At 56.4% G+C, this 22851-nt stretch carries 29 protein-coding genes; 21 read left to right on the plus strand and 8 right to left on the minus strand.

The features are described from left to right. Positions 1-8: 8 nt before the first annotated feature. The 4 genes from HXY31_RS06350 to HXY31_RS06365 are packed head-to-tail and all read right to left on the minus strand — an operon-like array spanning position 9 to position 5640. Positions 9-563 carry a type 1 glutamine amidotransferase gene (locus tag HXY31_RS06350; RefSeq protein WP_292641006.1) on the minus strand — a complete coding sequence of 185 codons (555 nt, stop codon included), beginning with the start codon at positions 561-563 and terminating at the stop codon, positions 9-11. Next, a complete protein-coding gene (locus tag HXY31_RS06355; protein WP_292641008.1) occupies positions 563-3457 on the minus strand; it encodes a UPF0182 family protein in 2895 nt (964 codons plus the stop codon). Before HXY31_RS06355 ends, HXY31_RS06350 begins: the two co-directional genes overlap by 1 nt. A gap of 36 nt (positions 3458-3493) precedes the next feature. Further along, positions 3494-4636 (minus strand): DNA primase small subunit domain-containing protein, encoded by a 1143-nt coding sequence (locus tag HXY31_RS06360; RefSeq protein ID WP_292641010.1) that lies wholly within the window; start codon positions 4634-4636, stop codon positions 3494-3496. Beyond that, positions 4633-5640, minus strand: coding sequence for a hypothetical protein (locus HXY31_RS06365; RefSeq protein WP_292641012.1), 1008 nt, complete (start codon positions 5638-5640; stop codon positions 4633-4635). Before HXY31_RS06365 ends, HXY31_RS06360 begins: the two co-directional genes overlap by 4 nt. A gap of 75 nt (positions 5641-5715) precedes the next feature. Here HXY31_RS06365 and HXY31_RS06370 point away from each other — a divergent pair, with 75 nt between their 5' ends. Then, positions 5716-6573, plus strand: coding sequence for a deoxyribonuclease IV (locus tag HXY31_RS06370; RefSeq protein ID WP_292641014.1), 858 nt, complete (start codon positions 5716-5718; stop codon positions 6571-6573). Here the strand turns inward: HXY31_RS06370 and HXY31_RS06375 are convergent. Next, positions 6562-6885 carry a hypothetical protein gene (locus HXY31_RS06375; RefSeq protein WP_292641015.1) on the minus strand — a complete coding sequence of 108 codons (324 nt, stop codon included), beginning with the start codon at positions 6883-6885 and terminating at the stop codon, positions 6562-6564. The two genes, HXY31_RS06370 and HXY31_RS06375, sit on opposite strands and share 12 nt — an antisense overlap. Before the next feature lie 91 nt (positions 6886-6976). On the opposite strand from HXY31_RS06375, the gene HXY31_RS06380 reads away from it, so the two are divergent. Further along, on the plus strand, positions 6977-7759 hold the full coding sequence (locus HXY31_RS06380; RefSeq protein WP_292641017.1) for a 2-amino-3,7-dideoxy-D-threo-hept-6-ulosonate synthase: 783 nt from the start codon (positions 6977-6979) through the stop codon (positions 7757-7759). Continuing rightward, entirely contained in the window at positions 7752-8810 is a 1059-nt protein-coding gene (locus tag HXY31_RS06385; RefSeq protein WP_292641019.1) for a 3-dehydroquinate synthase II, read from the plus strand. The genes HXY31_RS06380 and HXY31_RS06385 overlap by 8 nt, the downstream gene beginning before the upstream one ends. Here the strand turns inward: HXY31_RS06385 and HXY31_RS06390 are convergent, their stop codons facing one another. Then, positions 8811-9068 (minus strand): hypothetical protein, encoded by a 258-nt coding sequence (locus tag HXY31_RS06390; RefSeq protein WP_292641021.1) that lies wholly within the window; start codon positions 9066-9068, stop codon positions 8811-8813. It lies immediately after the preceding gene. Positions 9069-9257: 189 nt separating this feature from the next. Between HXY31_RS06390 and HXY31_RS06395 the strand changes: the two genes are divergently transcribed. Continuing rightward, the gene (locus HXY31_RS06395; protein WP_292641024.1) at positions 9258-10133 is read left to right on the plus strand and encodes a site-specific DNA-methyltransferase; all 876 of its coding nucleotides are present in this window, start codon (positions 9258-9260) and stop codon (positions 10131-10133) included. A 31-nt stretch (positions 10134-10164) separates the two neighbouring features. Next, the gene (locus tag HXY31_RS06400) at positions 10165-10578 is read left to right on the plus strand and encodes a PPOX class F420-dependent oxidoreductase (protein WP_292641026.1); all 414 of its coding nucleotides are present in this window, start codon (positions 10165-10167) and stop codon (positions 10576-10578) included. On the opposite strand, the gene HXY31_RS06405 is transcribed toward HXY31_RS06400, so the two are convergent. Then, positions 10579-10920: a hypothetical protein gene (locus HXY31_RS06405; RefSeq protein WP_292641028.1), complete on the minus strand. Its 342-nt coding sequence runs from the start codon at positions 10918-10920 to the stop codon at positions 10579-10581. Positions 10921-10999: 79 nt separating this feature from the next. On the opposite strand from HXY31_RS06405, the gene HXY31_RS06410 reads away from it, so the two are divergent. Genes HXY31_RS06410 through HXY31_RS06475 form a run of 14 tightly spaced genes read left to right on the plus strand, consistent with a single transcriptional unit; the run spans position 11000 to position 20744 of the window. After that, a complete protein-coding gene (locus tag HXY31_RS06410; protein ID WP_292641030.1) occupies positions 11000-11146 on the plus strand; it encodes a C2H2-type zinc finger protein in 147 nt (48 codons plus the stop codon). A gap of 26 nt (positions 11147-11172) precedes the next feature. After that, positions 11173-11856, plus strand: coding sequence for a type I 3-dehydroquinate dehydratase (gene aroD, locus HXY31_RS06415; protein WP_292641032.1), 684 nt, complete (start codon positions 11173-11175; stop codon positions 11854-11856). 2 nt (positions 11857-11858) lie between these two features. Then, positions 11859-12707: a shikimate dehydrogenase gene (locus tag HXY31_RS06420; RefSeq protein ID WP_292641034.1), complete on the plus strand. Its 849-nt coding sequence runs from the start codon at positions 11859-11861 to the stop codon at positions 12705-12707. Continuing rightward, positions 12704-13549, plus strand: a complete 846-nt coding sequence (locus HXY31_RS06425; RefSeq protein ID WP_292641036.1) for a shikimate kinase — start codon at positions 12704-12706, stop codon at positions 13547-13549. The genes HXY31_RS06420 and HXY31_RS06425 overlap by 4 nt, the downstream gene beginning before the upstream one ends. After that, a complete protein-coding gene (aroA, locus tag HXY31_RS06430) occupies positions 13550-14857 on the plus strand; it encodes a 3-phosphoshikimate 1-carboxyvinyltransferase (RefSeq protein WP_292641039.1) in 1308 nt (435 codons plus the stop codon). It abuts the gene before it with no gap. 44 nt (positions 14858-14901) lie between these two features. Beyond that, entirely contained in the window at positions 14902-16008 is a 1107-nt protein-coding gene (gene aroC, locus HXY31_RS06435; protein WP_292641041.1) for a chorismate synthase, read from the plus strand. Next, positions 16005-17381, plus strand: coding sequence for an aminotransferase class I/II-fold pyridoxal phosphate-dependent enzyme (locus HXY31_RS06440; RefSeq protein WP_292641043.1), 1377 nt, complete (start codon positions 16005-16007; stop codon positions 17379-17381). The genes aroC and HXY31_RS06440 overlap by 4 nt, the downstream gene beginning before the upstream one ends. Before the next feature lies 1 nt (position 17382). Then, the gene (locus tag HXY31_RS06445; protein ID WP_292641046.1) at positions 17383-18216 is read left to right on the plus strand and encodes a prephenate dehydrogenase/arogenate dehydrogenase family protein; all 834 of its coding nucleotides are present in this window, start codon (positions 17383-17385) and stop codon (positions 18214-18216) included. Between the two features lie 21 nt (positions 18217-18237). Next, a complete protein-coding gene (locus tag HXY31_RS06450; RefSeq protein WP_292641047.1) occupies positions 18238-18480 on the plus strand; it encodes a hypothetical protein in 243 nt (80 codons plus the stop codon). Between the two features lie 59 nt (positions 18481-18539). Then, on the plus strand, positions 18540-19115 hold the full coding sequence (locus HXY31_RS06455) for a hypothetical protein (protein ID WP_292641049.1): 576 nt from the start codon (positions 18540-18542) through the stop codon (positions 19113-19115). A gap of 46 nt (positions 19116-19161) precedes the next feature. Then, entirely contained in the window at positions 19162-19326 is a 165-nt protein-coding gene (locus HXY31_RS06460; protein ID WP_292641051.1) for a hypothetical protein, read from the plus strand. A gap of 37 nt (positions 19327-19363) precedes the next feature. Then, positions 19364-19840, plus strand: coding sequence for a hypothetical protein (locus HXY31_RS06465; RefSeq protein ID WP_292641053.1), 477 nt, complete (start codon positions 19364-19366; stop codon positions 19838-19840). A gap of 28 nt (positions 19841-19868) precedes the next feature. Beyond that, positions 19869-20294 carry an SRPBCC domain-containing protein gene (locus tag HXY31_RS06470; protein ID WP_292641055.1) on the plus strand — a complete coding sequence of 142 codons (426 nt, stop codon included), beginning with the start codon at positions 19869-19871 and terminating at the stop codon, positions 20292-20294. Between the two features lie 39 nt (positions 20295-20333). Next, entirely contained in the window at positions 20334-20744 is a 411-nt protein-coding gene (locus HXY31_RS06475) for a J domain-containing protein (RefSeq protein ID WP_292641057.1), read from the plus strand. Here HXY31_RS06475 and HXY31_RS06480 read toward each other — a convergent pair. Continuing rightward, on the minus strand, positions 20741-20959 hold the full coding sequence (locus HXY31_RS06480) for a hypothetical protein (RefSeq protein ID WP_292641059.1): 219 nt from the start codon (positions 20957-20959) through the stop codon (positions 20741-20743). The genes HXY31_RS06475 and HXY31_RS06480 overlap by 4 nt on opposite strands. A 271-nt stretch (positions 20960-21230) precedes the next feature. Between HXY31_RS06480 and HXY31_RS06485 the strand changes: the two genes are divergently transcribed. Together HXY31_RS06485 and HXY31_RS06490 are read left to right on the plus strand one after the other, a co-directional pair. Then, the gene (locus tag HXY31_RS06485; protein ID WP_292641060.1) at positions 21231-21527 is read left to right on the plus strand and encodes a V-type ATP synthase subunit F; all 297 of its coding nucleotides are present in this window, start codon (positions 21231-21233) and stop codon (positions 21525-21527) included. Between the two features lie 43 nt (positions 21528-21570). After that, positions 21571-22845 (plus strand): PQQ-dependent sugar dehydrogenase, encoded by a 1275-nt coding sequence (locus HXY31_RS06490; protein WP_292641063.1) that lies wholly within the window; start codon positions 21571-21573, stop codon positions 22843-22845. Positions 22846-22851 lie beyond the last annotated feature (6 nt).

The raw sequence follows: 22851 nt of genomic DNA on the forward strand, positions 1-22851 counted from the left end.
AAATCATTCTAAACGCGCACGAAATTGGAGATGATGTCCATGCCGTCTGCGCCGCTCTTTTCCGGGTGGAACTGCGTGCCAAAAATCTTTTTGCTCTTGTGGGCAAACATCTCGTACTGGCAGTCCTGAGAGCTTGCAAGCGGCTCAAATCCCGGCGGAATGCGCGCCACGCAGTAGCCGTGGCTTTCATAGACTGTTATCTGGCTCTTGCCGTCTGTGAGCGGGTTTTTCCTCGGCTGTATGGTTATAGGGCCCTGCACGTGCCGGGCCATCTTTTTGAGCGAGCCTCCAAGCGTAAGGGCGATTATCTCCGAGCCGTAGCATATCCCGAGAAGCGGCTGGCCCGTGTCGTGGCAGCTCTTTATTATTTTCGAGTTTGCCGCGTTTATGACAGGGTCGTTCTTGCGCCTGCCAGACAGAATCACCCTGTCGTACCTGGCAAGGTCTGCCGGCGACACCTGCGAGTATTCCAGGCGCTCGTGGCTTATTCCGAGCCTGCCGAGGCACGCCACGATGTCTGGCGTAAAGGGCGAGAGGTTGTCCACCACAAGTACCGGCCGCATCAACTTACCTCTATGGATATGTAGTGGTTCTCCACTATGCCGCCTTCGGCACGGAGCACGCCAAAGTTCACCCTGTCGTCTGCCTTCCATTCGTAGACCCTGTCAGTCTGGAAGTCTGAAATGAACTGCAGGACCGCCTGCTCGGCTGCGGCATAGTCTGTTTCTGTTATGTAGCTTGCCTGGGATTCCTGGAACTCTATGGGTGCAGATATCGAGGTGGGCCTGAGCACCTGTATGCCTGCGTCTGCAAATATCTGCTCAAGCGCCTCTATCCTGTCCTGCACGTCGAGGTCCGGCGCCGGCGTATCCGGCTGCCCGTCAGGCGTGGGCTGTGTGGGCTGCCTGCCTGCTGCCTGAAGCAAATAGTTCTGGAACGCCTCTGCAGAGTCGTCTCCGAGCCCGACGTAGAATGTGCCTGTCACCGACGCGCCGACGGCTGCAACAGTCCCAAGCTGCGAGACGACGCCTCCTGTGGTTGCGGCGGTGTAGACCGGGATAAAGTAGACCTCCTGCTCGCCTATCTTGTACAGGATGTTCTCGCCTACCTTGGGCGTCCCCTGCAAGAGCGTCTTGAAGTTCTTGTACTTTTCGTCCTTTTCAAGCGCCTCCCTCGCAGCGCTTGGGCCTATCAGCTTTGTGGGCGAGTCGAGCGGGACTGAATAGAACGACATGTTGCCGAGGCCCTGCAGGTCGTTTTCGACTATCATGTACCCGACCAGGTTCTTTGTCTGCGAGCCATCAAGTTCAAGCGACTGGAAGCCCACAAACGCGGGTTCTTCAAAGCCCTGCGGCTTGGTGATGATGTAGTAGGGCGCCGGAGCCTCCTGCGGCACGTTGTAGAACTGCCTTGCCTCTATGAACGTCTTGGGGTCAGTCACGTGGTAGCGGTTGAACTTGGCAATCTTCCAGATGAACATCTCCTCGGGGTAGCGGATCTGGTTTTCAAGCCATCCCGGCACTTCCCTTGTGGCTCCAAGGTCGCGGTACTGGCTGTAGAACATCTCGGAGAACGGGTCGTCGCCTGTCACGATTATCTGCATGTCGCCGTTGTACGAGTCTATCAGGGCGTAGCCCACCAGCTTCAACATGAAAGGCGCGCCCCACGGGACGTGCGAGGTGTCAAGCGCGGCTATGAGCGGCATCATCCAGTAGGTGTTCGTGCCGTCTGTGACCGGGAAAACTTCGAGCTTTTGCAGCGCGACGCCTCCGGTGTTGGAAAAGCCAAAGTCATAAGTGAAATACGGGTAGATTAGCCCCATCCTGTCGTGTATGTCCTTGTACCGCATGACGTGGATGGGCGTGTCGGGATAGGAGAGCATGAAGTTTGGCTCAAACATCCAGCTCAAAGGTGGCGGGACGTCGACTCCTCCTGTGCCGTTGTAGTACACGCCTTCGAGCTCGTCGCTTGTGGTCCTGCCTGTAGGAAAAGCCGCCCACGAGCTTGAAAACAGGCCGCCGTCGCCGCTCTCTCCGTAATAGATGCGGTTCTGGTTGAAAAAGTTGTTCGAGTTTGCAAGGTTGCCGGTGTCTGCCTGCAGCATCTTGAAGCCTGCGTTAGAGTGCGTGTAGACAAGGTGCTGGTTGAACCACTCGTTTCCGCGTGCAAGAGTGTCAGGGAGCTTGGGCGTAGTCGTGCTTGTCCAGTACATGGTGCCTCCAAACCGGAGTATGTCCGTGTCTGCAAACAGTATGTCGTTTCTCTGGCCCAGCTCGGGCTTTAGTTTCTGCGTGGCCGCTTCCTGGTCCCAGAGCCTGATGCTCCCAAGCGTCTCGCGGTTTTCGTTCACGATTCCCTGTATTGCAGAGGCAGATATGGTCGGAGGCGCCACGTTATAGTTTACGACGTTGATGTCGCCAAGCTCGGCTATGTGGCGGTTCACCGCTATTTCCTGGGCGATGTATGGGCCCCTGTACTCTAGCTTTTTTGCCTCGGCGATGCTTGTGTTTATCACCACAATCGAGCCGACGATGGCTATGACTGCCACGACTGTGAGTATGCGCGAGTACAGGTGCCTCCTTGAAGGGTATATCATTACCTTTGCGCGCCTTCGGTCCCATGCGCCAAACCCCAGGAACGCGGCGCCAAGAGCAAGCGAACCTCCTATCAGGTACTTTGTATTAAAGTCGATTGCGGGGCTGAAGAAGATGGTAAAGCCTGCCCAGAATATCGCGGCACCCACTATGAACTCGACTGTGGCAATGTAGCTCAAAAACTTGGGCTTGCGTTCCGACGCGTCGAGGACATAGTTTGAGACGATGTTGACTGCCCCTGAAATGCCGACGTACAGGAGCAGCCTGACGCCGACTGCGCCGATGAGCGCAGGGACTACAAACGTGAGCGCGGGTATGGCAGGCACCACCCTTTCCTGCGCAAAGGCGCCGTCGAAGGGCACCTCCGCAAAGGGCAGGCCGAACACTGTCACAAGCGAGCCAAGTCCAATGTCGTTTCCTTCCGCCATGTACGAGACTGCCATGCCAAACGTAAGGCTGGCAAAGAGGGGCGCCATGAGCGCGACTTTTGTTAACTGCCAGAGCCCGAAACTGACAGGGCCCATCTTGAAATCGGTATAACGCATGGGCTTTGCCGCGGCCTCAAAGTCAGACCTGCGCACAAAGTTGACGATCGTGTGAAGGCCGTACCAGACTATCGAGTGGCGCGAGACAAAGTTCACCCTGACAAGGGCTATTGCCGCAAGGACCACGCCTGAGATTATCGAATATGCTATAGTCTTTGTGAACACGTCGCCAAACTCGGCCAGGTTTATCAGCAGGTTGACCGATTGGTTGCTGACGACGGTAAATATGACAATTGCCATGGCCGCAAGTATGGCTATCCTTATCAGCCGCCCGACGTTGGTGGCAGGCGTCCTGTCCTCGCTATAGGTGTCCCACAAACACCGGCAGTATGGCTAAAGGTCCTTTAATGTCTTTCATGCGGCCTCGGCAAGGCCCTTGCAGATAAAGTAGACGGCCGCAAAAGCAGGGAGCTCTGCCTCCTCCTTTGAGATGCTAAAGGTTTGGCCCTTCAGCTTGACTTTGGCGTGCGTCTTCATCCTCACTTGCACTTTTGTCGAGCCAAGGACGCAGGCGTCGACAAATGGGTCAAACGAGTCGAGCCTGTCCAGGCTGCAGCGGAACTTTGCCAGACCGCTCTTGCTGTTGAGCGTGCCGGGCATCCTGAAAACCCTGTGGACGTCGGTTGTAACCTGCGGGTCTATCCTGACGCCAAGCTGCCGGGTGATCCTGTCAAGCTCTGCCTTGAAAGCCGAGTATCCTCCCTTTTCCTTTACAATGTTTGTCAACCTTATCGTTGAAGACGCGCTTATGTCAAGCTCTTCTGCTATCCTCTTGCGCCACCCGTAGTCGAGGCCGCTTTTTGGAAACTTGACAAACGCAAGGTCGCTCCCGGGCGACCTTCTCACGCCGATGCTCTCTGCTATCAGCCCCACACCTGCAAGGTACCCTACGAGGTCTGAGCGGGCCTGCGAGTCAAGCGGCCTGTACGAGCCGTCGCTTATGTGGAAGTGAAACCCGTTGTTGCCTGAGAAAAAGACATGGATGTTTTCTTTGGCTATGCCAAGGTCACCTGTCAAAAACTCGACGAGCCTTGCGGCCTCCTTCTTTGACCCGTCGATGCACTTGCCGCACGGTATCGATACATACTCGGCCTTTTTGTTTCCGCAGGCAGGGCACGCGTATTCCTTTTCGACTGGGGGTGAGGCCTGCCCGCAGTTTGAGCACACAGGGTACGAGTGCGACGGAACGCATGGCAGGTGCAGGTCCTTGCCGTCGATGTCAAATATCAGGTCCGCGCCCTGCCACTGCTTTTCCTGCATTGGAAGGGTTGGGAACCTATACAGCGCGTTTGAGCAGTAGACGTCAGAGGGCACTTCCCTCACAAGCGCGGCCGTCAGCTCGCCTGGATTCTTGAACGACAGGTGCCGGACCATGCCGGGTATCCCAAAAAGCGAGTAGCCAAACTCGCGCTGGTCCATATTGTCCGGCGCCTCGACCAGCTTTTGCTTGAAATAGTACTCTCGAAACGCCGCCTTCACAGCTTCGCTTTTTATCATTTCCTGCGCCTGCCAAACTGGATTGGGTTTATTATGCTGTCGCAGTCCTTTGTCGCAAAGCAGAGGTTCTCCGTGCGGAGCTTGTCGCATGACGGGACCGAATACTTTGTCCTGCTCCCTTTGGAGCCTGCAAGGTGCTCCACCTGGTACCGGGTTATGCGCTCGTTAAAGTCCGGCGCGTTCTTGAACATCTCTACTATCTCGTCAACGGGCTTGTCTATTGCAAGCATGTAGGTGGCAAGCATCAGCCTTGCAGAGTGAGGCAGGTTCTCTCCCCTGTTCATCACCTCGATGGCGTGCTTGACGCAAGGCGGGTACTCTGTCACCGAGTGCGCCCTGTATTCATAGCGCGGTGCAAGCTCGGCGCGCAGCGTGTCCGATCTTTCCTTTATCGCCTTTGGGAGGGCAGGCAGGCTCATCGCGTGCACCCTGCCGTTTATCATGACAGCAAGCTCGTTTCTCACAAGCCTCACCGTCTCGTCGGGCCCGAGGTAAACATTGCCGTTGCTCACAAGCCTGTTTATCATCTTCCATTCCTGCTCGTGAAAGTGCGACGAGCGCGCAAGGTAGTCTGTCACCTTTACCTTGAACAGCCTGCCGTCTTCGGTTGTGTCTATGGCAAGCCCGAAAAGGTCGCCAAAGATCTTTGACAAAAGCGCCTGTCTCTGCGCGTCGTTCTGCCTCCTCAGGTCTTCTGTCAGGAACTTTTCCGCTCTGCGTGCCTCTGCAAGCGCGTACTTTTTCAGGACCGGCTCCATGCCGATTGACTTGACCATGATGAGTGTCACAAGGAACGTCAGTATCTCAGTCTCGTACCTGTCTAGTTTTTCGTAGACCTTGCCTGAAACGCCTGCCTCTATCCTTTCTGCGGCCCTCTGTATGATGTCTGCCATGTCGGGCCTGTCAAGCTCCTCCCAGCCAAACCCTGACTGGCGCAGGTACTCGCCTGCCTCGTTGAGGAACGGGTACCGGGCCAGGTCTCCGGTCCCAAGGCGTATGGACAACAGGTGTTGTTCTGCGCAACTGCCATAAAACGACATCGCAATAGATTTACAAACGGCCTAACGCAATCCTGCACCGTGAACGCAGGCTACAGGGTGGGTTTTCACGTTTCAATAGCAGGCGGGATAAACAACGCAGTCGACAACGCAAAGGCAATAGGCTGTTCTGCGTTTCAGATATTCAGCAGAAACCCGCGCGGCTGGCAGGCAAAGCCGCTTGCGGCAGACGACGCGTCTTTGTTCAAGGAAAAGCTGGCGGCAAGCGGAATCGACAGGGCTGCTACGCTTGTCCACATGCCTTACCTGCCAAACCTTTCGGGGCAGGGCGAGCTTTACAAGAAATCCGTCGAAACGCTTGCAGGAGAGCTCGTGCGCGCAGGCGAGCTTGGCATACCCTACCTTGTGATACACCTTGGCAGCCACCTTGGAAAGGGCATTGACGGAGGCATGAGGCAGGTCGCAGGCGCCATTTTGACTGCCCGTGATAAAGCGAAAAAGAAGGGCGAGCATGTTGCGGTGCTTCTTGAGAACAACGCCGGCCAGAAGAACAGCGTAGGCGGCAATTTCGAGGAGCTGCGCAAGATCCTTGACATGGTGGGCGCAAATTCTGGAGTCTGCCTTGATACCTGCCACGCTTTTGCCTCCGGCTACGACATGCGCACGGCAAAGGACGTGGACGGGATGCTAGACAAATTTGAAAGCGCAATAGGGCTCAAAGAGCTAAAGTTTGTGCACCTGAACGACTCCAAGGGCGAGCTTGGTTCAAACCTTGACCGGCACGAACATCTGGGGCTTGGAAACATCGGAAAAGCGGGGCTGTCTGCGTTTGTGCGGCACAAGGCGATAGCAAAACTGCCAATAGTCATGGAGACACCTATAGACGAAAGGCGGGACGACAGGGGAAACATGAAGGCTTTTCTGGGCCTAGTCGGCTAGCCTGTGGGACTCGATGCCGGCGTTGTTCTTGTTGTACGTTATCACGACATGGTCGCCCTCGTCGTAGGGGCAGTTCTCTATCTCCCTCGGGTGGTCTGTCGCGTCAACAACACAGGTGCCGTCGGCCTGCTTGACTACGACTGGCACCTCTTCTGTGATTGACTCTTTGATGAAGATGTCCTTTATCGGAAAGCCGGTTATCATCTGCACGCCCATAAAGCCGCCAAAGAATATGAGGCCAAAAAGTATCGCCAGTTTCTTGCCCGACATCTTGGCGATGCTTCCGCCGTCAGAGTCCGGCTCGTATCCCATGCAAGACCTATTGCGGCGCTTCTAAAAAAGCTGCGCATTTTGGCACGGGCATATCACTTTTAAGTAGGGTAGCAAGATTCAATCCCTACCAATGGTGTTTGGCAGGGACATAAGGCTCGGCAGGATTATGAAGGACGGCAAGATGCTGTGCATACCGATGGACCACGGCATCAGCAACGGCCCAATAAGGGGGCTTGAGGACCCGCACGGCATGATATACCAGTGCGAGAACGCCGGTCTCACCTGCGTCCTTGTGAACAAGGGCATAATCAAGACCATGCCGAGGCCGACTAGCATAGGCCTCATTGCACACTTTTCTGGAAGCACCTCTTTGGGACCTGCACCAAACCGCAAGATGCTCATGGGAAGCGTCGAGGAGGCTCTGAGGCTCGGGGCCGACGCCGTCTCGCTCCACATAAACATCGGCGCAAAGGAGGAGCCTGAAATGCTTCAGAAACTTGGAATGATAGCCGACAAGTGCGACGAGTGGAGCGTGCCCCTTGTCGCCATGATGTACCCGAGGGGCGAGGGGATAAAGAACCCGCACGACCCAGAGATAGTCGCACACGCGGCAAGGGTGGGCGCAGAAGCAGGCGCAGACATTGTCAAGGCTGTCTACACCGGCGACGTTGCGTCGTTTAGAAAGGTGGTAAAAAGCGTCCCGGTACCGCTCGTTATAGCAGGCGGCCCAAAGGCCACCACCGACCTTGAGATACTGGAGATGTGCGCCGGCGCGATGAAGGCCGGCGCAAAGGGCGTCACTTTTGGGCGCAACATATTCCAGCACAAGAACCCTCCTGCGATGGTGCGCGCCCTGCACAGGGTGATATTTGAGGACAAGAGCGCCAAGGAGGCTGCAAAAGAGCTTGGCTGAGTCAAAGGACCTGATAGTCAGGCCGACGGTGCCAAAGGCAGGCCTTGACAAGTTTTTGTCAAAGCTGAAAAACGTCAGCATGCTCAACATCGATCCAAAGAGCGTGGCCGGCAAAAAGTTCCAGACCATATTCGAGTCGCAGGACGCCGACATGGTAATCTGCAAGACCTTTGACCAGATGAAGTCTGCCAAGCAGGCGGGCAAGCCGTTTGGATACTTCAAGAAGGTGCTTGGAAACGCCGACGTGAACGAGATAGAGAAGGCGTCACAGGCAGGCGCGTCGTTTGTCATAGTCGACGCAAGCGACTGGAAAATAATCCCGCTTGAAAACATCATCGCAAAGCTGCACAAGTCAAAGACAAAGGTCTATGCGATGGCTGCAAGTGCAAAGGAAGTCGCGACCATGTTTTCAGTGCTCGAGCTTGGAGTCGACGGCGTGATACTTGCAACAGACAGCGCGGAAGAGGTTGAAAAGGCAAGTCAGCAGCTGTCGACGGTAAGGTTCCCGATAAAAGTAGCCAAGATAACCGAAGTCAAAGACGTCGGGACAGGCGAGCGCGTCTGCGTCGACACGGCGTCAATGATGGGCATGGGCGAGGGCATGCTTGTCGGCAGCAGGTCCAACTTTATGCTCCTTGTGCACAACGAGTCAGTCGGATCGTCGTTCACGTCGCCCAGACCGTTTCGGGTGAACGCCGGCGCCGTCTACTGCTACACGATAACGCCTGACGGCAACACGCGCTACCTTTCGGAGGTAGAGTCAGGCACCGAGGTGTGGATAGTGAACAAAGAAGGGCAGTCAAGAAAGGCCGTGGTTGGCAGGTCCAAGATAGAGACCCGCCCGCTTTTGCTCATAAGGGCAGAGATAGAAGGGGAGACCGGGACTGTCATCCTGCAGAACGCCGAGACGATACGCCTGATAAAACCCGACGGCAAGCTCCTCTCTGTGACTGAGGTAAAGGTGGGCGACCAGGTGCTGGGGTTTGCAAAACCGCCTACGGGCCGGCACTTTGGCATGGAAGTGCCAGACGAGTACATCGTAGAAAAATAGTCAGACTGCCGACTCGATCTCTTTTTCCTGAACTAGGTTCAGGTCGCCGTCTTTCACTTCTTCGACGCGTGAAATGCGCAGTTTCATCGAGGAGGTGGTCTTCTCGTAAAGCGTGGCAATTAGCGAGCCTTTCTGCAGCTTGGCCTCGTCGTAGCTCTCGATGTCGCTCTCTTTTACGCCGTTTTCCACGAGGGTCTTTTTCACGAGTTCCGCGAGCTGTCCATCAGCTTTTATGAACACGCCCTTTGAGGAATCCATGAGTCTTTGCTTGCGGCATCTGATATATCGCATGCGGATTTTCTTTCTGGAGGAAAACACTGTAATCTCATTCAAGAGCCGCAGAAACAAGCTCGAAAAAGCGAGCTGGCCGTACAGTAATTTTTCACTGCGTGGTCTAGGACTCTAAAGTATCTTGGATATTGACAAACTAGGCAAGCGGTGCTCATCATGCTTGCTCAGGAAGAACAGATGGCAGACCGGGTCATCCTCGGCAACTGCAAGAGCGTGCTGCAGAGGCTTCCTGAGAATTCTGTCCAGCTCACGATAACCTCTCCGCCATACCGGAACGCGATAAACTACGACATGCACGCGTCGGGAAACGGCGGCTACTACCGGGGAAACGCCGGCGTAGAGACTGCCGAGTACCTTGACGAGATGACCGAGATATTCGGCGAAAAAGTCTACAGGGTGACAAAGGACGGCGGCTACTGCTGCATAGTCATAGCCAATGAAGTCGTGAACGGCACGATACTGCCCCTTCCGCACATGCTCCTTTCGCGCCTTGTGCAGCCGTTTGGCAGGTGGCAGATGCACGAGGAGATAATATGGCACAAGGTGACCGGTGGCACGAACCGCTACGGCTCGTTTGTCATAAACCCGTACCCGAAATACTATCGTGCAAACATCATGCACGAGTTCATACTCGTTCTCAGAAAGGGCGACGTGGCAAGCGGGCGCAAGCGCAAGGAAGCACTGCCTGCTACGCACGAAGAATGGACAAAAGAGATAGCAAACTCGGTGTGGCACATAGCGCCGGTCCCGCCCGGCTACATAGACCACCCCTGCCCCTATCCAGAAGAGATACCTTACAGGCTGATGCAGGTCTACTCGTACAAGGGCGACGTCGTGCTGGACCCTTTCAACGGCAGCGGCCAGACCACTAAAGTCGCGCACAACATTGGAAGGCGCTACATAGGGATAGACATGGTAAAAGAATACGTCGAGCTTGCCCGGTCGCGCATTGCCGGCGAGGCGCTGCACATAAGGGAAGAGACGCTTATTGCAAGCTGGAAAAAGATAAGGTCGCATTATCGGCGCAGATAGTCTTATTTCCGCGTCCTTGACATAAATGGGCATGCCAAACTCGCAGTCAATCCCCGAGCAGGCGCGCAGCCTGTTTCAGGGCAAGAACTTTGCATACCTTTCGACGCTGATGAATGACGGCTCGCCGCAGGTGTCTCCGGTCTGGATTGACATCGAAGGCGACGAGATAATCGTCAACACGGCACAGGGGCGTATAAAACAAAAGAACGTATCCCGCGACCCGCGCGTGGCGATTTCGGTTGCCGACAGCACCAACCCCTACACCATGATTGCCGTGCAGGGCAGGGTCGTCAAGCAGACTACCGAAGGCGCCGAGGAGCACATAGACCAGATGGCAAAAAAGTACCTGGGCGTGGACAAGTATCCCGGCAGGGCGCCGGGTGAAAAGCGGATACTCTTGCGGATAAAGCCGGAAAAAGTGCATTACCAGTCGTTCCGGGGCTGATCAGCCAGGCCGTGTGTTCCTTTCTTTGAGCAGGCGCCCCAGTGCCTTCTGCCTTATTGCCACGTCGACGTACTCGGCGTCGCAGCTGGTGCAAACCGTGTATACTGCGGCGCTGTCCTGGCTTGGCGTGATGACCTTTTCCCACCTGAGCGGGAACGACCTCTTGGAGCACACGACACAGGCAGCCTTGCCCTCGAGCGCCGAGCCGTCGGCCCCGGTGTACATCGCGTACATCTCGTAGCCGTCGTCCTGCAGGGGCTTCCAGATGGAGGCAAACGACTCGATGGAACCGGCGTCAAACCCAAGCGCCTGCAGTCGCGAGGAATGCTCGTCTAGCGACATCTCGAAATCTGAACCGGCAAGGAAATATTAACCATGCACAGGCCGGCGACCTTTAATAGCTGCGCATCGAATATACCCTGTGTCAGCCGCTACGTCGTCCGGGAAACGGCCTGCGGGTCACCGGTGTAACCTTTGCGGCAGGGTTTTCGAGAGCGCGGACCTGCTTGAGGCGCACAAGAAAATGGAGCACGGCGAGTCGGTCCATCCGCCTGCCGGCGTAGGCTAATAAGTACCTCTTGCTACCTGATTGCGTTGGCAAAGATCTGCGTAACAATTGCCGAAGAAAGCGTTGGAAAGGTAAAAGAACAGATGAAGAAGGCCTTTGAGGCCGGCGCAGACTTTGTCGAGGTCCGCTTTGATTTCTTGAAACCCGGCGAGGTTATGGCCGCAGTTGACATCATAGGCGAGGACAGGGGCAGGTGCGTGTTCACGCTCCGCTCGGTGGCGCAGGGCGGCAAGTTCTCCGGGACCGAAGAAGAAAGGATGCGCCTGTTGAGAAAGCTGGCAGAGGCCAAACCCATGCTGGTCGACGTCGAGCTCGATACGCTAAAAGTCAACGACAACCTTGCCGACTATCTGGAGCTTGCAAGCATCCCGACGCTTGTCTCGTGGCACGACTTTGAAAAGACGCCGCCAAACGAAGAGCTGTCGTCGATTCTCACTGAAATGAGGATCTTTAGCACCTACGTCAAGGTGGTCACGACTGCCAAGAGCGTAGACGACTCGCTGAGGCTGATGGCGCTCTACGAGGGCGCGCTTGGATTGCACCCGATAATATTTGCGATGGGGGAAGCAGGCGTGCTTACAAGGGTCATGTCTGCCCTGTACGGCGCGCCCTACACCTACGCCGCGCTTGACAGGGCAGTTGCGCCGGGGCAGCTGACTCTTGCGCAGATGAGAAAGCTATATGACGGGATAAAGGGCAATCGCTCTTGACGATGGAAAGGGCCCCCGTCAAGACCTACTGCATTATAGGCGACCCTGTACATCACTCGCTGTCGCCCGGGATGCAGAACGCGGCTTTTAACGCCCTTGGCCTGAACTGCACGTACATTGCATTTCGAGTGCCCACTTCCGAACTGGAGGCGTCCATCCAGTCGCTCCGGTCGATAAAAATAGCGGGATTTAACGTCACCATCCCGCACAAGGTGGCTGTCATGAAGTATCTTGACGAGCTGGACGCAACTGCAAAAAAGGCCGGCGCGGTCAACACGGTCAACAACATCGAAGGCGTGTTCAAAGGCTACAACACTGACATGCACGGGTTCATCGAGCCCTTGAGGAGGCGCAAGGTTGACTTTGAGGGGATGTCTGTGCTATTGCTTGGAGCCGGCGGCGCCGCGCGGGCAATAGTTGCAGCCCTGTCTGAAGAAAAAGGCATTGCAAAGGTGGTGATCGCAAACCGCGACCAGAAAAAGGCCGGCGAGCTTGCAAGGGCAGGCGAAAAGATGGGCTTAAAGTGCGAGCCTCTGCCGTTTGACAAAGTCACGACAGCGTCGCCTGACGCGGACTTGGTAGTGAACGCGACTTCGATTGGGCTTTCAAACGAGCCGTCGCCGGTGGACTCTGATCACATTAAAAAGGGAAGCATCGTTTACGACATCGTGTACAGGCCGGTGGTCACCGACTTGATAGAGCAGGCCAAGATGGCGCAGGCAAGCGTCGTCTATGGCTACGAGATGCTTATTGAGCAGGGGGCCCGGGCGTTTGAGATATGGACAGGGCTTGAGGCTCCAAGGGAAGTCATGAAAAAGAACCTGCTTGGGATATTCGGGGAGCCGACATGAAGGTAAGGGCAACCATGCACGGCGCAGTGTCCATAGTAAACGCGATAGCGACGGGCAACGGCTCGGCGCTTGGGATATCGCTTGCAGTCACTGCAGAAGCGGAAATGGGCAAGGGCAGGGGCCTGCGCTTTCTTACAGGAAGAAGCGACGACAGGCTCGTCGCCAACATTGCCAAGAACGTGCTTCCTGCAGGCACGCTTGAAAAGAACCAGGTGTCAGTCAGAGTTCGCTCGGAGGTCCCGATAGGCTTTGGTCTGAAAAGTTCCAGCGCCGTTTCAAACGCAATAGCGCTTGCACTGAGCAGGCTCGTGAAGGACAAGATAGACGACATGGCGGTGCTCGACGCCGCAGTCAGGGCTTCCCTTGACGCCAAGGTGACCATAACAGGAGCGTTTGACGACGCGACTGCCTGCTACTTTGGCGGGTTTGTGGTCACCGACAATTATGCAAGAAAGCTGGTAAGGCGGGAAAAGGCGCCGGACAACCTTTATGCTGTCATATTCCTTCCGCGGAACACGCCCAGAGGCGACGTGAGCAAGCTGCGCGACCTGTCGGACCTCTTCATGGACGCCTACCAGCTTGCAGAGGCAGGCGAGTACTGGAAGGCCATGAAGATGAACGGCGTCCTTGCGTCTGCGGCGCTCTCGTCAAGCTACAAGCCTGTCCTTGCTGCCCTGGAAAAGGGTGCGCTTGCAGCCGGCACGTCGGGCAACGGGCCATCGATTGCGGCAGTCGCGTATGAGGACGAGGTCGAGGACATCAAGTACGCCTTTTCCAAGTTCAACGGAAAGGTGATAGTGTCTAAAGTTAATAACCAGAAGGCGTCGGTGGAGGTGCTGTAGATGGCAAGCATTGTTGTCCGCAGGTCAAAGATAGCCGGGAGCGTCAGGTGCCCTTCAAGCAAGAGCTACACCCACAGGGCGCTTGCAGTGGCGTCGCTTGCGCCCGGCCAGTCGACAATAACAAACGCGCTTCTGGCGCGGGATACGCTTGCCACGCTTGCCTGCTGCAGGGCATTTGGCGCAGAGATAGAAAGCAGGCGGGAAGGCAGGGCGGTGCAGGTAAGGGGCAGGCGCAACTTTGACCCGCCCGGCAACGTGCTCAACTGCGAAAATTCCGGAACTACCATCAGGATAATGACTGCCCTGTCGGGCCTTGCGAGCAAGGGCTATGTGGTATTGACAGGCGACGAGAGCCTGCGCCGGCGGCCGATGCAGCCGATACTGGACGCGCTCTCGCAGCTCGGGGTCGAGGCGCATTCGGCAAGGGAGAACGGTACGCCCCCGCTCATTGTCAAGGGAGGCGGCATAAAGGGAGGCTCGGCACTCATCGACGGAAGCATTTCAAGCCAGTTCATATCAGGACTTCTCATCGCAGGCGTCTATGCAAACACCGAGATACTGCTCAAGATAAAGGGCGATCTCGTGTCAAAGCCGTACGTCAAGGCTACGCTTGCCACCATGGAGAACTTTGGAGTCAAGGTAGACCACGACGAGAACATGCTTGAATACCGGATTAGAAACGCCGAGTACCGCCCTGCCAGTTTTGACGTGCCAAGCGACTTTTCAACAGCCGCGCTGATTCTTGCCGCCGGCGCGCTTGCAGGCGAGAAACTGAAAGTCAAAGGGCTGAACTTTGGCCTGCCGCAGGGCGACTCGCAGATAGTCGAGATAATGTCTGCCATGGGCTGCGCTATAAAGGCAGACAGGCAAAAGGGCGAGGTGGTGGTGCAGGGTGCAGAGCGCCTTGAAGGCGGCGAGTTCAACCTCGGCGACACGCCTGACCTTCTTCCTGTCGTTTCAATACTTGCGCTGAAATCCACGTCACCGGTCAAGATAACCGGGGTCGCGCACGCCCGGGTCAAGGAGACTGACAGGGTTGCAAACATTGCCAAGGAAATTTCAAAGCTTGGCGCAAAGGTCGAGGAGTTTCACGACGGGCTTCTCATAAACGCGCCTAAGAAGCTGAAAAATGCGTCGCTTGAGGCATACGAGGACCACAGGCTGTTCATGGCTTTTTCGATAGCGGCCATGATGACTGACAAGTCAGTGGTCGCAGGCGCCGAGTCTGTCGACGTCTCGTATCCAAATTTCGTGCAGGACATGAAGTCGCTTGGTGCAAGGCTTGCCCCGATGCCGAGCCGGGAATAGCCCAAAAAGACAATATATAGAACCGCGCCAAGTGTGCTCTGTCAATGGGCGGAAACATTCTTGGCGAGCGCTTTGCCGCCATGAGCTTCGGAGAGAGCCACGGCCGCTGCGTCGGAATAGTGGTGGACGGCTGCCCGGCCGGCCTGCCGCTTGCTGAATCCGACATCCAGGGCCAGCTGGACCTGAGAAAGCCCGGCCAGTCGGCGGTAACCACCCAGCGAAAGGAGGAGGACAGGGTTGAGATACTTTCCGGCACTTTCAACGGCCTCACCACAGGCGCGCCCATCTGCATGCTCATCTGGAACAAGGACGCAGACTCGCGCGCGTACGAGGCGATAAAGAACATCCCCCGCCCAGGTCACGCCGACTACCCTGCGATGGTAAAGTACGGCGGCTTTGCCGATTACCGCGGAAGCGGCAGGTTCTCAGGCAGGCTGACAGCCACGCTTGTGATGGCAGGCGCAGTGGCGCAAAAGCTGCTGAAGACAACGCTTGGCATAGAGACTGTCGCATACACGTCAGAGATAGGCGGAATCAAGGCCGGCAACATCACAAAGGCAAACATCGCCACCCGCTACTCAAACGACGTCAGGTGCCCGGACCCCGACGCGGCAGAAAAAATGAGGGACGCAATACTCAAGGCACGCAAGGACGGCGACTCGCTTGGAGGCGTCGTCGAGTGCACGAGCACCGGGTTACCTGTGGGCCTTGGCGAGCCGATATTCGGGTCTTTAGAATCTGACCTGAGCAAGGCGCTTTTCAGCATACCTGCAGTCAAGGCCATAGAGTTTGGCTCGGGCTTTGAAGGCTCCAAGAGGCGGGGCTCGCAGAACAACGACGTCTATTACCTTGAAAAGGGCAAGGTGGTCACAAAGACAAACAACGCCGGCGGAATTCTCGGCGGGCTTTCAACCGGCATGCCGCTTGTGCTCCGCGTCGGGTTCAAGCCGGCCGCGTCGATAGCAAAGGAGCAGGAGACTTTGGACGTTTCCAAAAACGAGCAGACCAAGCTTGCGGTGCCGGGCAGGCACGACCCTTGCGTGGTCCCAAGGGCTCCACCGATTGTCGAGTGCGTCGTGTCAATGGTGCTTGCAGACCACGCGCTGAGGGCGGGCCTGATACCTCCCGTCCTGAAGGTGGGCGGAAAGTGACTGTCGAAAAGAACGAGGAGCTAGAGTCGCTAAGGCAAAAGATACGCACGCTCACGTCGGAGATAATGGCAAAGGTGCAGGAGCGCACCGAGCTTGCAAGGCAGGTGGGCGAGGTGAAGGGCCGGCTAGGAATCGACGTCAAGGACGAGCGCGTCGAGCAGGAGATCCGCCTGATGGTTGCAAGGCAGGCAGAAAAATCCGGCATGGACAAAGAGTTTGCGCTAAGGCTGCTCAACATCTTGTTGCAAGAGTCCGAGCTTGTGCAGAAAAAGGGCCGGCCGCAAAAGGCGCGGCAGACACACCTTGGGATATTCCGCAAGGCAAAGCAGATGGAGGCGGAAGGAAAAAGGATAATCCACCTCGAGGTGGGCGAGCCGGACTACCCTGCACCCGCGCAGGTCGGAAAGGCACTATCTGAGTCGTTTGCAAAAAAGCAGTACCACTATACCGACACTCGGGGCATCCCTGCGCTGCTTGAAGCCCTCTCAAAGCAGGCCGGCGTAAAAGATGACCAGGTGATGGTAACGCCCGGCGGCAGGTTTGCCGTGTTTAGCGCAATAGCGGCGCTTGTCAAGCCCGGCGAGGAGATAATCACGATAGAGCCGGCGTGGCCGGCGTACAGGGAATGCGCCGAATTTGTAGGCGCGCGAACAAGGGTGCTCAAGACCACGATGGAGCAGGGCTGGACTCCGAACCTGTCAGAGCTTGCATCGATGATAAACGAAAACACCCGGATGATAGCGATAAACTACCCGAACAACCCTACCGGCAAGGTTATAGACAAAAAGACGATGGCCGGCATCGTCGCGCTTGCCCGAGACCACAACTTGCACCTTTTAAGCGACGAGGTGTACTCGGACTACTCTTTCGTCCCGTTTGAGGGCGCGCTTTCGCACAACTATGACAGGAGCATCGTCGTGTCGTCGTTTTCAAAGACCTACGCGATGACAGGATTTAGGATAGGCTACGCGGTGGCATCGGCAGACGCCATCCAAAAGATGGCAAAGGTGCAGGCTGTCGGGATAACAAGCGTTGCAGAGCCGGTACAGCGCGCGGCTCTGGCGGCGCTTGGGCAGGACGCGTCAGGAAACGTCGACCTTGTAAAGAAGAGGCTTGCGTTTCTGTCGTCGAAGGTGAAGGAGATGTCGCTCAGGTTCGTCGAGCCGGACGGCGCGATGTACGTCTACCCGCAGCTGCCTACAGGGGAGGACATGGAGCTTGTGGAAAAGTTGCTTGAAAAAGGCGTGGCTATAGCGCCGGGGAGCGGCTTTGGGGACTCGTACAGGCAGTTTGTGAGGATATCTGCCTGCAGGTCGGAAGAGGAGATGGCAGAGGGGCTTGCAATAATGGCCCGGGCGCTCCAGGGGAACTGACATGCAGGTGGCAGTAGTCGGCGCTGCCGGCAAGATGGGCTCGTGGTTTTCAGCATATTTTGCGCGCAAGGGCTTTTCTGTCAGCGCTTTTGACGTCAGGCCGTTTGCAGTTGAAGGCGTCAAGGTCGCGCCGACCCTGCGCGATTGCGTTCGCGATGCAGACCTGGTGCTCGTATGCGTTCCTGTGCAAAAGACAGCGGAACTTGTAAAGAAGTGCGAAAAGGAGATGAAGAAGGGGTCGCGCCTTGCAGAGATCTCGTCGGTAAAGAGCAAGGCGTTTGCCGCTCTAAAGGGCGTGCGCAAGGACCTGTCGGTTCTGTGCCTTCACCCGATGTTTGGGCCCGGCGCCGACATGGCAAAGAGCCAAAAGATGCTCCTCGTTCCAGTCCGCGACAGGGCCGGCGAGCAGGCCGCGGCCGAGCAGGCGTTTTCCGGGATGTCGATAAACATTATCGCTGATGCAAAGACGCACGACAGGTCGATAGCGGCTGTCCTTGGGCTGACGTACTTTGTCAACACGGCCTTTGCCGGCGTCATCGCAAAGGAGGACTTGAAGGCGCTCAAAAGGATCGGCGGAACCACGTTTGGCGTCCAGTCGATTCTTGCAGAAAGCGTCATGACAGACGAGCCCGAGCTTGCAGCAGCTCTTCTTCGCGACAACCCGTACGTGCGCGCGTACATGGCAAGGTACCTGAAAAGCGCGCGGGAAATAGCACGGACGGGCAGGCTGGAGCCACTTCTGAGAAAGATAAAGCAGGACCTGCAAAAGCAGCAGGACCTGCAAGAGTCTTACAGGCGCCTGTACGGCATGCTCAGGGACGGAAATAATACATAAGCGCCCTTCCATTGTACTGGCATGACGCTTCTCTGGCGCGACCAGTGGCTCAAGCCCCTCACCGACGGCGACGCCGGGACAGACAGGTGCGCCCTCTGCGGCAAAAAGTTTGGCAGGATAGAGTTTGTGACTGCGTGCGACTTTTGCGGGATAGGGGTCATGCACGACCAGTGCGCCAACAGGCACATCCTTGCAAAGCACCGAAAGGAGGTTGATGCCAAGATAGCCTCCCACCGCGACAAGCCGCTCCACGACTTCCAGTAAAAATGTCAACAAAGTTTGCGCTGCCCTCTTTTTAGATACCTGCGCCAACAAGGCTTGGATTGTCTGGGAAACTGTTCACGTTCAACGCCAGCTCGTTCACGCTTGACGCCGCGGTAGAAAGCCTCCTCCGGTCGAGGGGCGCCATAACACTCGATTTCGGCCAGTCTGCCTACATCAATTCCGACCTCGTACCCCTCATAATGGCAGAACTTGTAGAGAAGTCGTCATCTGCCGCAAGCGAGGAGCTTGTAGCGCAGCTAAAGGCAGAGATTGCGCGCTCTCAGGCCCAGAGCCAAAAGATGGCCGAAGACGGCGCCAGGCTTGTACAGCAGCTGAAATCTGCGGGCGCAGAAGTGGCGTCCCTCAAGGAGCAGCTTGCAGGCGCAAACAGGACAATCGAGTCGCTAAAAGCTGAAAGCGCGCGGCTCCAAGTCGCGCAGAAAAGCGCGCCGGCACCGGCAATCGACAGGGCGCAGTACGACAAGGTGGTCCGCGAGCTGCAGCAGCTAAAGGCGCAAAACGCGGAGGCGATAACGTCGCTCAAGGTGCTCGAAGACGAGAACGAGGAGCTCCGGGAAGAGCTGGACTCGCTCAAGGGCCAGACAAAGCCCGCGCCGGCGCCAAAAGCCGGCTGATCCCGTTTTTAAGACTTATATAACCAAGACAGGCGAAATCCCCTCGATGGTTGAAAAGATGACTGCCGTGTGGCTGATTATACTGACTTTGATCGTATGCGCAGCCGTTCCGGGCATCCTGATTTACGTCACCACTGTGCCTGCTGCAAAACTGCTCGCAGGCTTCCAGATGGCTGACGCCGTCGCCCACGTGATTGCCATCAGGCAGTAACCCAAGTCTTTTTAACTTTTTACAGGCAGGTATCTCCATGGGTTTTGGGCCGTCAGAGGGCGCGGAGAAAAAGAGGCGCCTTGTCTGGTCGATGGTTCTTCTTGCAGTCGTGGTAGTGGGCGCAGGCGCGGCCACGATGGCAGTGACTGGCTATTTCAGAGAGCGCGACCCCATCTACCAGTGCATAGGCGACCCACGCTCGCAGCCATTCCAGCTTTCGGTGCCGATAACAGTAACAGAAGACGGCGTTCCTGTCAGGGTGGCAAGCGGGATTGGCATGACGCAGGATTGCACGCTTCCCGTCCACACGCTTGAAGAAGGCGTCATTCACGTGGCATACAAAGAACAGTATCCATTTACGCTCGGGCACTTCCTCTACAACTGGAAGATAGACCTGACAAAGTACGACACGACGGTGTACGTCAACGGCCAGAGGCACACAGACGGCTCGTTTCTGGACATCGTGCTCCGCGACGGCGACCAGATACGCGTCGAGTTTGTGAGCAGAAGCTAAAATAACATGCCTGCACAAAGGCAGGTAATTGAAGGAGATCCGGACCGAGATAGACATCGGCGCAAGCCCGTCCAGAGTCTGGCAGGTGCTGACGGACTTTTCAAGCTACCCGCAGTGGAACCCGTTCATACGCAGGATAGAAGGCGAGCTGGTGGAAGGGGCCAAGCTCCACATCCACATCACCACGCCGGCAGGCGCAAACCGCGAGTACTCGCCAAAGGTCACGCGGGTGGCGCCGGAGCAGGAGCTGCGCTGGCTCGGCAAGATGCCCGGGCTACTTTCTGGCGAGCACATCTTTGTGATAGAGCGCGTAAGCGAAAAAAGCGTGCGCCTTGTGCACAGGGAGGTGTTTGGCGGCCTGCTCACCTCGTTTTTCGGCTCCAGCCTTGACAACGACGTCAAGAAGGGCTTTGAGGAGATGAACGCCGCCCTCAAAAAGAGGGCCGAAGGCTAGCAGCGACAGTTTATTTACGACTTTGACGCGCAGGTACCTGTGCCAGACTATTACCGCGAGCTTGGGCTGGCGCCGGGAGCCTCACAGGAAGAGATAAAAAAGTCGTTTCGCGCCCTTGCGCTGAAATACCACCCAGACAAGAACAGAAACTCTGAAGAATCCCGGCAAAAGTTCATGAAAGTAGTCGAGGCTTACGAGGTGCTGTCAAACGAGCAGGCGCGCAGAAAATACGACGAAAACCCGTCGCATGCGCCGGGCCACGCGTGGACGCCGCCGGCAGACTTTGGGACCGTCTACAGCTATGACGAGATAAAGAGGCAGTACAGGCAGACGTTCCGCGGCGGCATGTGGGACATCAGCGACGCGGCAAGCCGCGGGATGTGGAAGTTTACGGTCGCGCTGTTTTGCGGGCTGGCAGCGCTTGTAGCCCTTATCCTTCTTGCAAGCTAGTGCCTGTGCCTCTTGCGCCGGTGCTCTTCTTCCTTCTCCTTGTTCCTGTCGTAGGAGAAATACTTGTATGCAAAGAATGCTCCTATGATAAAGCCCGGAGCAGAGATCAACAGAAGGGACGAGTCACCGACTCCGAGGGTCATGACAATCGCAAGCCCTGCGGAAGCAAAAGATGCCAGCATGAACATGAGCGGAATCTGCTTTCCTACAGCCAAATCACCTACCCTTGCAGAGGACGGTATAAGTCGTTTTCTGTCTTCTCGGCTTTGTAAAAAAAAGTCTACCTTAAAAGAACTAATTCTGCGCACGAGATTGTTTTTTGCCTCTTGCCATCCTGCAAAATTGTATCATTTTTTCGTGCTCAAAATGTTACACAATGTAACATTTTTTCTGCAGGTAGAAAAGGGGTCAGGACCTGTCCGGATTGGGTACAAAGCCTGTCTTCTCAAAAAGAATAAAAAGGGAAGCAGGACAAGCGCCACCAAGATGCGAATCATTGCCATCGGAAGTCGCGTGTTCGTGACCAGCTTCCAGCTCGCCGGCGTCAAGGGCGTCAAGGTCGAGTCGCCGGCAGAGGCGCTTGCAGAGATAAACAAGATGGGCGACGCAAGCGACGTGGGGCTCGTCCTTCTGAGCGACGACATCGGCAAGGAGATCCGCGTCCCGCTGACAAACCTTCGCGCAAAGAGGCCCATTCCGCTCATATTCGAGCTGCCGTCGCCGGGTAGCAAGAAGGAAAAGGTGGACTATCGCGCGCTGCTCAAGCAGATTCTAGGCGTTTAAGTCTTTTTCAATACATAATAGCGAGAAACGCCTATTTTGAGCATTGAAGAGGGGTCTCGTCGCGGTTATAGCCGGCATTATCATCGCGGCGGCCGTTGCAGCGGGTGTTGCGGCATGGCAGCCGGGCAGTGGGCCCGCAGGAATAGGCGACGGCTTGGGAACAAACGACACCATTTCTGCAGACAAGAGCCCTGCCGATCCGTTCACGCCAATACCTGACTCGAACCTGCCCAGGCTGAGCGATCCTTCTCTGAAAGTCGAAAAGGTAGTGGAAGGACTGTCGGCGCCAACCAGCATGGTCTTTGTCGGCGACGACATGATAATCACGCAAAAGAACGACGGCAACGTCCGGCTGGTCGTCGACGGCACGCTTCAGAGGCAGCCTGCGCTGACGTTTGACGTGGAGAATGCAAGCGAGCGTGGGCTGCTCGGCGTCGCATACAGTGAGAACAGGGTGTTCTTTTACCTCACAGAATCCACTGGCCTTGACACGCGCCAGCGCGTCTACAGGTACGACCTGCAGGACGGGACGCTTGCCAACAGGGCCATGATACTTGACCTGCCGGGGACTCCTGGACCAAACCACGACGGCGGCAAGATCCTGGTAGGCCCTGACGGCTACCTGTACGCGGTGATAGGCGACCTGAACAGAAACGGCATGCTGCAGAACTATCCCGACGGGCCTGCACCTGACGACACTTCTGTCATTTTAAAAGTCGACTTTGACGGCAGGCCTGTCGCAGACGTGCTTTCGGGAAGGGACGGCCTTGCAAGCTATTACGCCTACGGCATCCGCAACGGCTTTGGGCTTGACTTTGATCCGCTTACAGATGTTCTGTGGATGACTGAAAACGGGCCGAATATCTACGACGAGATAAACATAGTCGAGCCGGGTTTTAACAGCGGTTGGGAGCGCGTCATGGGGCCCATATCAAGGACGTCTGCAGACGAGGGCGACCTTGTGATGTTTGAGGGCGCCCATTACGACGACCCGCTGTTCAGCTGGAGACAGCCTGTGGGAGTGACTGACATCGAGTTTCTCAACTCGACTAGGCTTGGCGAGAAATACGAGAACAACATCTTTGCCGGCGACATCAACAACGGCAACCTCTACTACTTTGAGGTGAACGAGGAGCGGGACGGCCTGGTGCTTGGAGGCGCCCTCTCAGACCTCGTCGCCGACAGCGACAGCGAGCTTGAGGCGGTAACCATCGGCACGGGATTTAGGGGCATAACCGACGTCGAGACAGGGCCTGACGTCTACCTCTACGTCCTCTCGTACAGCGGAAGCGTGTACCGCATAGTGCCGGCCCGGTAAACTATT

Source organism: Nitrososphaera sp. (genome assembly GCF_013388945.1).
Lineage (GTDB): Archaea > Thermoproteota > Nitrososphaeria > Nitrososphaerales > Nitrososphaeraceae > Nitrososphaera.